Annotated in this window: 12 protein-coding genes; 6 read left to right on the forward strand and 6 right to left on the reverse strand. The window is 70.7% G+C overall.

The window, feature by feature from the left end:
- Positions 1-176 precede the first annotated feature (176 nt).
- Both BLT76_RS23520 and BLT76_RS23525 read left to right on the forward strand, forming a co-directional pair.
- Positions 177-1,136: an asparaginase gene (locus BLT76_RS23520; RefSeq protein WP_090860739.1), complete on the forward strand. Its 960-nt coding sequence runs from the start codon at positions 177-179 to the stop codon at positions 1,134-1,136.
- 161 nt (positions 1,137-1,297) lie between these two features.
- Positions 1,298-2,674, forward strand: coding sequence for a tyrosine-protein kinase domain-containing protein (locus BLT76_RS23525; protein WP_090860740.1), 1,377 nt, complete (start codon positions 1,298-1,300; stop codon positions 2,672-2,674).
- A 17-nt stretch (positions 2,675-2,691) separates the two neighbouring features.
- Here BLT76_RS23525 and BLT76_RS23530 read toward each other — a convergent pair whose 3' ends face one another.
- From BLT76_RS23530 to BLT76_RS23550, 6 genes are all read right to left on the reverse strand, one after another.
- The gene (locus tag BLT76_RS23530; RefSeq protein ID WP_139175827.1) at positions 2,692-4,437 is read right to left on the reverse strand and encodes a DUF4012 domain-containing protein; all 1,746 of its coding nucleotides are present in this window, start codon (positions 4,435-4,437) and stop codon (positions 2,692-2,694) included.
- A 102-nt stretch (positions 4,438-4,539) separates the two neighbouring features.
- Entirely contained in the window at positions 4,540-4,956 is a 417-nt protein-coding gene (locus BLT76_RS23535) for an Ig-like domain repeat protein (protein WP_090860742.1), read from the reverse strand.
- Positions 4,957-5,194: 238 nt separating this feature from the next.
- Complete coding sequence (locus BLT76_RS26005) at positions 5,195-5,335, reverse strand: hypothetical protein (RefSeq protein ID WP_170867228.1); 141 nt, start codon at positions 5,333-5,335, stop codon at positions 5,195-5,197.
- Positions 5,336-5,817: 482 nt separating this feature from the next.
- Positions 5,818-6,114: a DUF1416 domain-containing protein gene (locus BLT76_RS23540; RefSeq protein ID WP_090860743.1), complete on the reverse strand. Its 297-nt coding sequence runs from the start codon at positions 6,112-6,114 to the stop codon at positions 5,818-5,820.
- A complete protein-coding gene (locus BLT76_RS23545; RefSeq protein ID WP_090860744.1) occupies positions 6,114-6,962 on the reverse strand; it encodes a sulfurtransferase in 849 nt (282 codons plus the stop codon). The genes BLT76_RS23540 and BLT76_RS23545 overlap by 1 nt, the downstream gene beginning before the upstream one ends.
- A gap of 122 nt (positions 6,963-7,084) precedes the next feature.
- Positions 7,085-7,537 carry a DUF4395 domain-containing protein gene (locus BLT76_RS23550; RefSeq protein WP_090860745.1) on the reverse strand — a complete coding sequence of 151 codons (453 nt, stop codon included), beginning with the start codon at positions 7,535-7,537 and terminating at the stop codon, positions 7,085-7,087.
- 435 nt (positions 7,538-7,972) lie between these two features.
- Here BLT76_RS23550 and BLT76_RS23555 point away from each other — a divergent pair, with 435 nt between their 5' ends.
- The 4 genes from BLT76_RS23555 to BLT76_RS23570 form a co-directional block, all read left to right on the forward strand.
- Positions 7,973-9,586, forward strand: coding sequence for a DUF1800 domain-containing protein (locus BLT76_RS23555; protein WP_170867229.1), 1,614 nt, complete (start codon positions 7,973-7,975; stop codon positions 9,584-9,586).
- Between the two features lie 25 nt (positions 9,587-9,611).
- Positions 9,612-10,877: a DUF1501 domain-containing protein gene (locus BLT76_RS23560; protein ID WP_090860747.1), complete on the forward strand. Its 1,266-nt coding sequence runs from the start codon at positions 9,612-9,614 to the stop codon at positions 10,875-10,877.
- A 64-nt stretch (positions 10,878-10,941) separates the two neighbouring features.
- On the forward strand, positions 10,942-11,931 hold the full coding sequence (locus BLT76_RS23565; RefSeq protein ID WP_090860748.1) for a hypothetical protein: 990 nt from the start codon (positions 10,942-10,944) through the stop codon (positions 11,929-11,931).
- Positions 11,932-12,160: 229 nt separating this feature from the next.
- Positions 12,161-12,663, forward strand: a 503-nt coding sequence (locus BLT76_RS23570; protein ID WP_139175829.1) for a DUF222 domain-containing protein, incomplete at its 3' end; no start/stop codon positions are given.

A 12,663-nucleotide genomic window follows, 5' to 3' on the forward strand; every position in this document is an offset into this window, starting at 1 on the left:
GTACCTCATCTGGGTGACGTGTGGGCCACCCGCCACTCGAGCCGCCGCGAGGCGCGCACGCTCGCGCAGGTGAACCTCCTCCGGGCACTCCTCCACCCGCGGCGATCGTTGGCACGACTCCTCGCAACGGCGGTCTACCTCACCGACGACTGACCACCGGGGCTAACCTCGCCCCCATGTCGTCCCCGGTGGTTGTGGCAGAGATCGTGCGTTCGGGCTTCGTGGAGGGCCACCACTACGGGTCGGTCGTCGCGCTCGATGCCGACGGCGCGCTGGCCTGGTCGGTGGGCGACGCCGAGCACCAGGTCCTGCCCCGCTCCTGCAACAAGCCGATCCAGGCGCTCGCGATGGTCCGGGCCGGGCTCGACCTGCCGCCGGACCTGCTCGCCCTGGCCTGTGCGTCCCACTCCGGCGAGGACTTCCACGTCGACGGCGTACGACGGATCCTGGCCTCGGCCGGACTCGACGAGGGGTCGCTGCAGACCCCGCTCGACTACCCGCTGAACGACGCGGCCCGCGAGTCGCTGCTGCGCGCGGGCGGCGAGCGCTCGCGCATCCACATGAACTGCTCGGGCAAGCACGCCGCGATGCTGGCGACCTGCGTCGCCAACGGCTGGGACACCGCGACCTACCTGGACCCGGCGCACCCCCTGCAGGAGCGGATCGCCGCGACGTTCGCCGAGCTGACCGGCGAGACGGTCGAGGTGGTGGCGGTCGACGGGTGCGGCGCTCCCCTGCTGTCGACCTCGCTGGTCGGACTGGCCCGGGCCTTCCGGGCGCTGGCGATCGCCGACGACGGTCCCGAGCAGCGGATCGCGGAGGCCATCCGCCGGCACCCGTCGTACGTCTCAGGGACGACGCGGGACGAGCTCCGCCTCCTCACCGCGATCCCCGGTGCGATCGGCAAGGCCGGCGCCGAGTCCTGCTACGTCGTGGCCCTGCCCGACGGTCGCGCGTTCGCGCTGAAGACCGACGACGGGGCGCCCCGGGTCCGGCCGGTGCTGATGGCGGCCGCGCTCCGGCGTGCGGGGGTCGACGCGGAGGACGGGGTGGACGGCGACGCGGTGCGGGCGACCGGCAAGCTGCCGCTGCTCGGCGGGGGCGTGCGCGTCGGCGAGATCCGCGCCACCTTCTGAGGTCGCCGGCTCGGAAAGGTCGGGCGCGGCTCCCGGCTGTACGTGGAAGACGTCACCTCTGATCCCGCAGTGGCGGGCGTCGCGCGACGATAGAGTGCCGCCCAAGCCTTGATGCAGACCGCCACCTCCGGGGTGGGGTCGCACCAGCGAACGGAGCCTACGTGGAACTGCAGGACTACCTTCGTATCCTGCGACGCCGATGGTTGATGGTGGTCTCGATCGGGCTGGTGGTCCTGGCTGCTGCGGCGCTCTACACCTTCACCGCGACTCCGATGTATCAGTCGACGGCCCGGATGTTCATCTCGACCACGTCCGAGGCGGACGCGGTGCAGAGCAGCAACTTCACCGCGCAGCGGGTGGCGTCGTACGCCGACCTCGTCACCGGCGAGACCCGGGCCCAGGCCGTGATCGATGCGCTCGACCTCGATCTCGGACCCGATGAGCTGGCCGCCAAGGTCACCGCCGAGGTGAAGCCCGAGACCAACAACATCCTGATCCGCGTCAGCGACCCCGAGCCCGCCGAGGCCCAGCGGATCGCCCAGGCCTACGCCGAGCAGATGCAGGACCTGGTCGACGAGCTGGAGACGCCTCCCGGCGCCACCGTGGCCGTCCTCAAGGCCTCGATCGTCGACCCCGCCAACGCGCCCGAGAACCCCTTCTCGCCGCAGCCGGTCCGCAACCTCGGCCTCGGCCTGATCCTCGGCCTCCTGCTCGGCGTCGGCATCGCCGTGCTGCGCGAGCTCCTCGACACCACGGTCAAGTCGCTGGAGGACCTCTCCACGAGCACCGAGACGCCGCTCCTCGGCGCCATCGCCTACGACGCCGGCACCCGCACCCGTCCGCTGGTCACCGACCTGGAGTCGCACGCGCCCCGGGTCGAGGCGTTCCGGGTGCTCCGGACCAACATCCAGTTCGTCGACGTCGACCAGCAGGCGAAGGTCTTCGTGGTCACCTCGGCCGTCCCGGAGGAGGGCAAGACCACCACCGCGGTGAACCTGGCCCTCACCCTGGCCCAGGCCGGCGGGCGGACCCTGCTCGTCGAGTGCGACCTGCGGCGGCCCAAGGCCACCGCGGCCCTCGGCGTCGACAACGCCGTCGGCGTCACCACCGTGCTGGTCGGCAAGGTCTCCCTCGCCGACGCACTGCAGAAGCACGACGCGACCGGTCTCGCGGTCCTGGCCAGCGGCGCCGTCCCGCCGAACCCGGCCGAGCTGCTCCAGTCCCAGGCCATGAGCACCATGCTGGCCAGCCTGCGGGCCGACTACGACCACGTGATCATCGACGCGCCTCCGCTGCTGCCCGTCACCGACGCCGCGCTCCTGGCCTCGCAGGCCGACGGCGCCGTCGTGGTCGTCCGCTGGGGCAAGACCACCCGCGACCAGTTCTCCTCGGCCATCGAGCGGCTCGGCCAGGTCGGCGCGAAGCCGCTCGGCCTCGTCCTCAACATGGTGCCGAGCAACCGGAAGTCCGACGGCTACGGGTATGGCTACGGCTATGGCTACGGGTACGGCTACGCGCCGATCGCCAAGGACGACTGACCGCTCCTCGGCGGCTCTCAGCAGGAGGAGCGGACGACCGAGGACTTCGACCCGGTCGTCACCCCGGGGGTGACTCCCACGACGGTGTTGCCCGGCTGGTCCGGGCCTGAGGTCATCCGCCAGGTGAGCGTGGCCTTCTGCTGCGGCTCCAGGTAGACGTTGGTCAGCGCGACCTGGCGCTCGCCGTCCCGGACCACCTCGAGCCCGGTCTCCTCGCCGTTGTAGCGCAGGTCGGTGATGGTGCCGCCGACCGGGACGTGGATCTCGACCAGCACCAGCTGGGCGCCCGGGTCGATCCCGGCATCCCCGCCCCCGGTGATGTAGGCCGGGAGGTCCGCCGCGTCACGCGGCGCCTCCGACATCAGTCGGGCCTTGGCCTGGTAGCTCTGCACCCCGGCCGACGTGCACGACGTCGAGATGACCGAGACCTTGTGCCGGAGGTAGTAGGACATCTTCGAGGCGGTGCCGTCGTTGAGCGCGACATCGACCACCGGGTTGCTCGTCGCCTCGGTCTGCAGCTCGCCGCTGACGACCCGACCGGCCAGCGCCGCCTGCTCCGCCTCGTCGAAGGAGTGCACGTAGACGCGGCCCTCCCGGGCGCCGCGGCCGAGGGCGCGGAGGAGCGCCTGCGGGTCGGCGCCACCGGCCAGGACGCGGGTGAACGTCGTCCGGGCGACCTCGCGGAAGAACGCGTCCTGGTCGGCCGGGTCCTCGTACTTGAGGTAGACCTTGCTGAGCAGCTCGTCGACGGCGTTCTCCTCGGTCAGAGTGACGTCACCGACCTGCACCGGCCCGAGCACGCCGAGCACGTAGGAGAGGACGACCGGGTCGAGGGCGAGCACCCCGTCGATCCGCTCGTCGTAGACCTGCTCCCAGCGGGCCCTCATCAGATCGGCGGCGCGCGGGAAGTCGGGCGTCAGGTTGGCGTTGAGGAAGTAGCGGCCGATCTGCCCGTAGTAGAGACCCATCTCGGCCTCGGTCATCGGCAGCACCGGCTCGTCGGTCGCGCCGAAGGTGTTGGCCGCGACCTGGCGGGTCAGCGCCACCTTCCCGTCCTCGGCCTCCAGCACGGAGACGGCGCCCGGGAGGCCACCGGTCGCGCGGATCTCGGCGTTGTTCTGGAAGATCAGCAGGTAGTCGCGCTTCTCCCCCTCGCCCAGCATGGACGGCATCACCTGCAGCGCGGCGTCCGCCGAGTCCAGGGCCACCGCGGCCTTGCGGACCTGCCGGCTCAGGTCGCGGTACTTGTCGCGGAAGCGCTGCACGTAGCCGCTGGGGTCCTCGCCGGCCAGCCGCTCCGAGGCCTTCGCCAGCGCGGCGTTCCCCTCGGCGACCGGACCCTGCAGGTCCCGGAGCGACGCGATCGAGATCTGGCCGTCCGTCGGCAGCAGGGCCTCCAGGTTGCCGGCCGTCTCGATCAGCGGAGCGATGCCGTCGTTGCTCAGGTCGTCGACGACCTCGCTGACCACCCGGATGCCGTGCGCGTCGTCGCCGAAGGCCGGGACCTTGGTCAGCACGGACCAGGAGATCCCGCCCGTCCGGTCGGCGGCCGACCGGCTGTGGGCCTGCAGGTCGGCGAGGGCGGTGTCGGAGGCCTCGTCGTCCCCCGCGCGTACGGCGTCCTGCAGCGTCTCGACGTCCTCGGCCGCGGCGGTCAGGTCCTTGCTGACCTGCCAGGCGTTCCACCCGAGCCAGGCGCCGGCGAGCAGCACCAGGCCCAGCAGCACCGGCACCACAACTCGCCACCGGCGCAGGGGTCTCATGCTCGAACCCTATCGGTGGAAGGCGGTCCGGCTGCCCGCTTTGAGATCAACGTCAAAGGCCCCGCGACCAGTGGTCGCGGGGCCTTCGAGAGACGGCTGGTGCTACTTCTTGACCTTGATCGTGGTGCTCGACTTCGACGGCAGCGCGTTCGAGTTCGCCGCCGGCTTGAAGGAGATGGTCACCTTGTAGGTGCCCTTCTTCCGCAGCTTCGGCGTGGTGTAGACGGCCTTGCCGTTCCGGACCTTGACGGTGACCTTGATGGTCTTGCCGCCACCCTTGATGGTGATGGTCACGGTGCCGTTGACCGGCGCGCGGCCGCTGGCCGGCTTGACGGAGACGGAGATCTTGGCCTTCTTGCCGGCCTTGACCGGCTTCAGCTTCGCGGCGGTCGTCTTGGTCTTGACGCAGGGGTTGTACTTGCCACCGCAGGCTGCGGAGGCGGGAGCTGTGGAGGTGACGGCCACGAGCCCGGCCGTCGTCAGGATGCCCACGAACAGGGCGGCGATGAGCTTCTTCATGGTGTCAGACTCCCCGTGGTAGGCACTGGAGGATGTGCCCGGTGGATACTTCGAGGCTCAAGGAAACCACAGCAGGACAGAGTCCCGCACAACGGATTCGGAAACTGGCTGCCCGACCTGAGGAATTTAATGAAACTCAGGCGTGCGGAAACTCATCCGTTACCTGGAGATGGCCCAGATCACAGTAGTACCGCCTCTCAGACGCCATTGTGTCTAGACATTTCTACGCTTGCGCGGCCTATCCGGCCTGCAGGGCCCGGACGACGAGGACCGCGGTGACGAGGGCCAGGGCGGAGAGTCCGACCCCTTGGAGCACCAGCTTCCGTCGCCTCGCGACCACCGGGTTCAGCGCGCGCCGTCGGCGCCGCGTGTAGCTCATGTCGTTCCTCTCGAGAGCCCCCGTGGCGTCCGTCCACCCTGGCAGGGCAGCGACGGACTTTCAGGGGATCGGGTGAACGACGGGGTGAATTCTCTGTTTCGGTCTTGACATGGACCGAATGTCGTCCGGTGAGCGGACGGGGGTGGTCTGAATGTGTGGAGGGGCTCCTGGGGAATCGGGGCTTGGGGCTGCTGGTCGGGTTGCGGGGTTTCGAGGCTCGCTTCGCTCGCACCTCAACCAGCGTGGGATCAGGAGCGGGCGGGGCGGTCGGGCGGGGTCCGGCGGCGCTGGGGATGGCGAACGCCGCCCGGGGATCCGGGCGGCGTTCGGGTGAGGCTGCTTTTTCACTTGCTGGGTTTCGAGACGGTCGCTGCGCGACCTCCTCAACCACCGGGACCGGTTCGAGGCGGTCGGTGCGCGACCTCCTCAACCACCGGGACCGGTTCGAGGCGGTCGGTGTGCGACCGCCTCGACCGCCGGGGTCAGATGGAGACGGTGACCTCGGCGACGGAGCCGATGGCCGCGCGGACCTGGCGGTCGACCGGGTCGGCCTTCGGGGCGAGGGTGCGCAGCGTCCAGTCGCCCTCGCCGGCGAAGAACCGGAAGTGGCCGGAGGCGGAGGTCGGGACCTCAGCCGTGAACTCGCCGCTGCGGTCGAGCAGTCGGACGTAGGCGTTGCCGACCGGCTCGTCGCCGCGCAGCACCTGACCCTGGATGACGGCCTCCTTGGCGACGTTCACGCCGTCGAGGGAGAGCCCGCCCTCCTTGGCCCCGCACATCAGGCGTCACCCGGCTCGTCGCCGAGCGCGATCGGGACGCCCACGAGGGAGCCGTACTCGGTCCAGGAGCCGTCGTAGTTCTTGACGTTGGCGTGGCCCAGGAGCTCCTTGAGGACGAACCAGGTCAGCGAGGAACGCTCGCCGATGCGGCAGAGCGCGATGGTGTCCTTGGACTCGTCGATGCCGACCTCGGCGTAGAGCGCCTTCAGGTCGGCGTCCGACTTGAAGGTGCCGTCGTCGTTGCAGTTCTTGCTCCACGGCACGTTCAGCGACGTCGGGACGTGGCCCGCGCGCTGCGACTGCTCCTGCGGGAGGTGGGCCGGGGCGAGCAGACGGCCGGCGTACTCGTCGGGGCTGCGCACGTCGATCAGGTTCTGTACGCCGATCGCGGCGACGGCGTCGTCACGGAAGGCGCGGATCGAGGTGTCCTGCTCGGAGGCGGAGTACGACGTCGCCGGGCGGGTCGGGATCTCGCTGACGAGCTCGCGCGAGTCGAGCTCCCACTTCTTGCGGCCGCCGTCCATGAGCTTGACGTCCTGGTGGCCGTAGAGCTTGAAGTACCAGTAGGCGTAGGCCGCGAACCAGTTGTTGTTGCCGCCGTAGAGGACGACGGTGTCGTCGTTGGCGACGCCGCGCTCGGACAGCAGGGCCGAGAACTGGTCCTTGCTCACGAAGTCACGGCGGACCTGGTCCTGCAGGTCGGTGGTCCAGTCGAGCTTGATGGCGCCCTTGATGTGGCCCTTGTCGTACGCCGTGGTGTCCTCGTCGACCTCGATGAAGACGACACCGTCGGCGTCGAGGTTGTCCTCGACCCACTGGGTCGAGACGAGGGAGTTCTCGCGAGTCATTGCTTTCTACCTTTCTGTTGCGTCGTGCGACGCGGGGTCTTGGGGTTTCAGGTGAGTTCTTGGGTGCGGGGGTCTCGATACGCTCGCTGGCGCTCGCGAGAGAGACCAGCGAGGGTCGGCGGTCAGGCGGCGGTGGCTCGCTTCAGGAGGAGGTAGAGCTCGCAGCCGAGGCAGAACCGGAACAGGGCGTTGAGCAGCGCGGCCACCAGGGCGAACCCGGTGGCGACCAGGCCGAGGGCGGTGACGCCGGTGGCGAACCCGACGAACGCGACCGCCGCGAAGACCAGGCCGACGGCCTGGGCGAAGCGGGGCGGCTGCGGGTCCTCGAGCTCGGTGGGGGCCGAGATCCGGGGCCGGACGACGTGGCGGAAGAGCCAGGCCGTCGGCGTGTGCTGGACGCCGAGGCCGGCACCGAGCGCGAACAGCACCGCCTGCACGCCGATCAGCACCGTCGCGGCCGTCATCGGCAGCAGCAGGACGGCGATCAGCACGAGCGCGGTGACCGCGGCGCTGAACTGCGGGCCGCGCGCGTCGATGCGGTCCGCGGTCACGGGTGGATGGGTGGTGCTGGTCATGGTGGTCTCCTGCAGGGAACGGGCCCGGGCGCGAGGCACGGGATCGGTCAGCGTCGAGGACTGCGACATTACTGCAGTAACTTGCTCGACTTAAAGGAGCTGGAGGCCGACCCCGTCAGGACATCCGACACAGCGACGAGCGCACGCGGCAGTGATCCACTGCGCGTCGCTTGGTCAGCCAGGTCGAGGACATGCCGACAACGGTAGAGGCGGCACCCAGCCCCCGCCTCCATCCGTCTCGCATCGTGGTACACGTGTCCACATTCCGAGAACGGTGATGCCGCGGTCGCACGGGACCCGAGCTGTTCTTCCCCAAATTTCGCGACGCCCGACTCAGGTGGCCCGTCCTACGGTCGATGCCCAAGGCGACACCCCGGACGGAACCGGGACCACGTGGAACGCCAAGGAAGGCACCCCATGTCGAGCGATCTCGCCATGCCCTCACGCCGTCGCGCCCTGCGGCTCGCCGGCGGTGCGGCCACTGCTGCATCGGCCTCCGTGCTGCTGCCCTCGCCCGCGGACGCGGCTCGGCGCCGGGCTGCTCCCGACCGCCCGCGCACGCTCGAGGAGGACGACGCCCGGCAGTCGCGGAAGCGCAGGCGGAAGTACCGGCCCGCGCGCTACCGGGCCACCCCGGTGCTGTCCGTGCAGTCGCGCCACCTCGTCAACCGGTTCAGCTTCGGCATCACTCCCCAGCTCGCCGCCGAGGTCCGCGCGGCCGGCGGGCACCTGGCCTGGTTCGACCGCCAGCTGGCAACGCCGTACGACGCCCGCGCACGGGGCCTGGCCGACTGGTGGCCCGACCTGCACCTGAGCGCCGCCGCGATCTTCAAGCGGGCGACCATGCTCGACCGCGACACCCTCGAGGTCGGCTACGACATCGGCAAGCGGACGGTGGTCCGCCGGATCGTCTCGCCGACGCCGGTGCTCGAGGTGATGACGAAGTTCTGGGAGAACCTCCTGCACGTCCCGATCGCCGCCGACAACGTCAGCGTCTTCCGCGCCGACTACGGCGAGCAGATCCGGGCCCGGGCCCTAGGTCGGTACGACGACCTGCTCAAGACGGCCGTCCTGCACCCGGCGATGCTGATGTACCTCGGCAACGCCGGATCGACCAAGGCCCACCCCAACGAGAACCTCGGCCGCGAGCTGCTCGAGCTGCACACCCTCGGCGTCGGCCACCACACCGAGGACGACGTCAAGGCGTCGGCGCGGATCCTCACCGGCTGGCGGGTGAAGCTCTACAGCACCTGGGAGCCGTTCTACAGCGAGGTCGACCACTGGACCGGCCCGGTGCGGGTGCGCGACTTCGCCGACGACAACGTCGCGGCCGACGGGCGCGACCTCACCCTGCGCTTCCTCTCCTACCTCTCCCACCACCCCGACACCGCCCGCCGGATCGCCACCAAGCTGGTCCGGACGTTCGTCTCCGACCAGGTGCCGAAGGCCCTCGTCGAGCGGCTCGCGGCCGTCTACCTGGCCAACGACACCCAGATCCGGCCGGTGCTGCGGACCCTGGTCCGCTCCCCCGAGTTCAAGAAGGCGGTCGACCAGAAGGTGCGCGACGCCGACGAGGACGTCGCGGCGTCGTACCGCCTGCTGGGGGCGCGGATCAGTCGGCCGCGCAGCGACTTCTCGGCCGCCAACCAGGTCTACTGGCAGGTCGCCGGACTCGGGCTCGCGCCGTTGACCTGGCCCCGGCCCGACGGACCGCCCGTCGACAACGCCGCCTGGTCCACCGCCACCCGGGTGCTCGCGTCGGTGTCGCTGCACTGGGAGATGGCCGGCGGCTGGCCCGAGGACGACGTCACCTTCGCGCGGCGGACGTCGTACCTGCCCCAGAAGGAGATGGCCTTCCGCAAGTTCGTCGACCACCTCTCGCGGGTGCTGCTGCAGCGGCCGTCCACCGAGGACCTGCTGCACGCCTGCTGCCTCGCGACCGGCTACCGGCCGACCACGCGCGTCACGAAGAGGTCGGACCTGTTCCGCGGGCGCTGGCAGAAGCTCATGACGACCTTCCTCGACAGTCCCGCCTACTACCGGCACTGACCGGCACCAGCCAGGAGAGAACCCCATGACCACCACCGACACGGATGTCGCCGGCTGCGGGTGCCCGGAGGGTACGACGTTCGCCACCAGCCGCCGGGGCCTGCTGAAGGGGGCCGCGCTCGCCGGCACCACCACGGTCCTCGGCTCCGCGGTCGTCTCCATGACGACCAGCCCCGCCCACGCCGCGAACGGCTCCGCCGTCGTGGTGATCTCGCTGCGCGGCGCCGCCGACGGGCTCTCGCTCGTGGTGCCGCACGGCGACCCGGCGTACTACGCCGCCCGACCCAAGACGGCCATCCCCCGGGAGCGGCTGCTCGCCGCGGACGGCTTCTTCGGGCTGCACCCCGCCCTCGCTCCCCTCGTGCCGCTGTGGCGCTCGGGCCGGCTCGCCGCCGTACACGCCACCGGCCTGCCGGTCGCCAACCGCTCCCACTTCGCCGCCATGGAGGAGCTCGAGGACGCGGCACCCGGGTCGGCCGCCCGGGTCGGCTGGCTCAACCGGATGGTCGGCAGCGACGCCCGCTCCGGTGGCTCCCTCCAGGCCCTCGCCGTCGGCAGCAACCTGCCCGCGTCGATGCTCGGCCCGGAGCCGGTGATGTCCTTCGACTCGATCGACGCCGCCGGCGTGGCCGGGGTCAACCGGGCCGGCGCCAGCAGCGACCGGTTCCGCTCGATGCGCCGGCAGTGGCGCGGCGAGCGCAGCGAGCTGGGCACCGCCTTCCGGACCGCGCTCGACGCCGTCGTCGACCTCGGCCCGGCGAAGCGCCAGCAGGACCGGACCGCGTCGTACCCCCAGACGGACCTGGGTCGGGCCCTCGCGTCGGTGGCCCGCGCCCTGCGCGCCGACATCGGCGTCAACGCCGTGACCGTCGACAGCGGCGACTGGGACATGCACATCGGGCTCGGCTCGCCCACCGCCGGCTGGATGGTCCGCAACGCCACCGAGCTCGCCGGCTGCATCGCCACCTTCTTCTCCGACCTCGGCCGCGCCGCCGACCGCGTCACCGTCGTGACCGTCAGCGAGTTCGGCCGCCGGGTGCAGGAGAACGGCAACGGCGGCTTCGACCACGGCTGGGGCAACGTCATGCTCGTCGCCGGGGCGGGGGTGCGGGGCGGTCGGTACTACGGGTCGTGGCCGGGGCTGGAGAACACGCTCGACGCCGACGTCGCCGTCACCACCGACTACCGGAGCGTGCTCGCCGAGGTGGTCGCGGCTCGGACCACGGCGTCCACGGCTGCTGTGTTCCCTGGGTTCAAGCGGGAGCGGGTCGGGGTGATGGTGGGGCAGTAGGCGTGCCGTGTCGACGACGCCCGACCGTCCCCGGACCCCCGATCCTCGCCACTAGCATGCGCACGTGCAGATCGAGATCAACTGCTCCTCACCCACCTACGGCGGAGACAGCGTCGGGCGGGTCGGCGACTTCCTCGTCGACGGGCTACCCGACGTGGGGTCCGGCATCGAGAAGATCGAGGTCGACGTGCTCCTGCGCAGCGAGCCTCGCGCTCCTCGTGATCGTGCCGTCGAGGACATGCCGAGCGAGGAGATCGATGCCCTCCTGAACCTGATCTCGGGGGGCCAGGCGATCGGCCCGGACCACCCCGAGTGGAGCCGGGATCACGACGAGCGGCGCTCGAAAGGCCCGTCGCTGACCTTTCGCCGGGCGGCGCGCCGGGTGTCCGTGCGCATCGTCAGCGACCTCTCCGAGCTGGACGTCTACGGCACCGTGGACGTGACTCCCGATCTCTTCGCGTCGGCAGCCCGCGAGGTCGTCGCCGGGCTCGAAGTCCTCCCACGACGGATCAAGCCGGACGATGACGTCGACGCGCGAACGTTCCTGTCCTTCGTGCGCGCGCGGCTCGACGCTCTCCCCCGAACCCAGGACGAGCTCGATCTCGTGCTCGAACAGCTCCATGCGGCCGCCATCCGGCGCTGGGACGCGATGGATGACTGGGAGCGGCTGGACGTCGACTGGTCGGTGTTCGCCGCAGATGCACGTGAACGACTCCCCGACCCCTTCTTCTTCGATCCGGCCGACGACGAGGCCCCCCACGGGAACGACACCGGCGCCGATCTCCTCGTCACCTACCTGGACGAGCTCCCCGGCGACGGAATGGCCTTCCTCGATGCCTATGTGGTGGACATGGGCTGCGAGTCGTTGAGCGATGTCGCCGACATCGACACCTGGGAGCACGACGAACTGGTGATCGCCGCCGCGTTCGCCGAGATCATGGTGCGCGGCAGCACGTCCGCAGCGCTCGCCAACCTGGCGCTGCAAGCGCTCGACCGACGCCAGGCCGAAGCCCCGAGCCCGCGGAACGAGCAGCTGCGGCAGGCGCTGACCTGAGACTGGCTGAAGGCGTCGAAGGGTGGATCGACGTCCTCCGACTTCGATCGCGGCGCGGAGATCAAACACGGATGCGGCCACGACAGCGCTGCACGTCGTCATCGTCCGATCGGAGACGAAGCGATCTGTCGCACTGCGTCTGCTGAGGGCGGGCTCCATCCACCCTTGACTTCGAACGCGTGTTCGACCATACTGGTGTGGTCATCTCGTGGAGCTCTCGGAGGCTCACATGGACCACCCCCATCAGCCCAGCCACCCAATCAGGGTCGCTGCCCGCGAGATCGACCATGCGCTGAAGACCGTCGCCGACGTGAACCCGTCGTTCATGACCACCCCCGACAAAGCCGCGGCGCTGCGCGAGCTCGCGGTGCTGGAGGCGCGGGTGAGTGAGCTGCGGCTGCGAGTCGCCGCGGACGCCTGCGACGTGGCCGAGGAACACGGGGCACGCGACGTCGGGGCCTGGACCGCGCACGCCGTACGACGCCGGCGGGCGGACTGTGCGCGCGAGCTGCGGCTCGCGCTGGCGCTGGCCGACCGGCCGGTGCTCGCGGCCGCGGTGCGTGAGGGGGCGGTGAACCTCGATCAGGCCCACGTGATCGCCGACGCCCTCGCCGCGCTGCCGGGTGACGTCGACGCTGAGGTGGTCGACCGGGCCGAGGTGGCGCTGGTGGGGTACGCCGCGGACTTCGACCCCACCGACCTGCACCGCCTCGGCAAGCGGATCCTCGACGT

Origin of the sequence: Nocardioides lianchengensis (assembly GCF_900101465.1) — a bacterium.
In the GTDB taxonomy this organism is placed as follows: domain Bacteria; phylum Actinomycetota; class Actinomycetes; order Propionibacteriales; family Nocardioidaceae; genus Nocardioides; species Nocardioides lianchengensis.

Bases quoted from the DNA above. Each gene is read 5' to 3' on its own strand.
- BLT76_RS23555 (WP_170867229.1), top strand. From the start codon at position 7,973: ATGCCCTCACGCCGTCGCGCCCTGCGGCTCGCCGGCGGTGCGGCCACT.
- BLT76_RS23530 (WP_139175827.1), bottom strand. From the start codon at position 4,437: ATGAGACCCCTGCGCCGGTGGCGAGTTGTGGTGCCGGTGCTGCTGGGC.
- BLT76_RS23540 (WP_090860743.1), bottom strand. From the start codon at position 6,114: ATGTGCGGGGCCAAGGAGGGCGGGCTCTCCCTCGACGGCGTGAACGTC.
- BLT76_RS23560 (WP_090860747.1), top strand. From the start codon at position 9,612: ATGACCACCACCGACACGGATGTCGCCGGCTGCGGGTGCCCGGAGGGT.
- BLT76_RS23535 (WP_090860742.1), bottom strand. From the start codon at position 4,956: ATGAAGAAGCTCATCGCCGCCCTGTTCGTGGGCATCCTGACGACGGCC.
- BLT76_RS23520 (WP_090860739.1), top strand. From the start codon at position 177: ATGTCGTCCCCGGTGGTTGTGGCAGAGATCGTGCGTTCGGGCTTCGTG.
- BLT76_RS23545 (WP_090860744.1), bottom strand. From the start codon at position 6,962: ATGACTCGCGAGAACTCCCTCGTCTCGACCCAGTGGGTCGAGGACAAC.
- BLT76_RS23550 (WP_090860745.1), bottom strand. From the start codon at position 7,537: ATGACCAGCACCACCCATCCACCCGTGACCGCGGACCGCATCGACGCG.
- BLT76_RS26005 (WP_170867228.1), bottom strand. From the start codon at position 5,335: ATGAGCTACACGCGGCGCCGACGGCGCGCGCTGAACCCGGTGGTCGCG.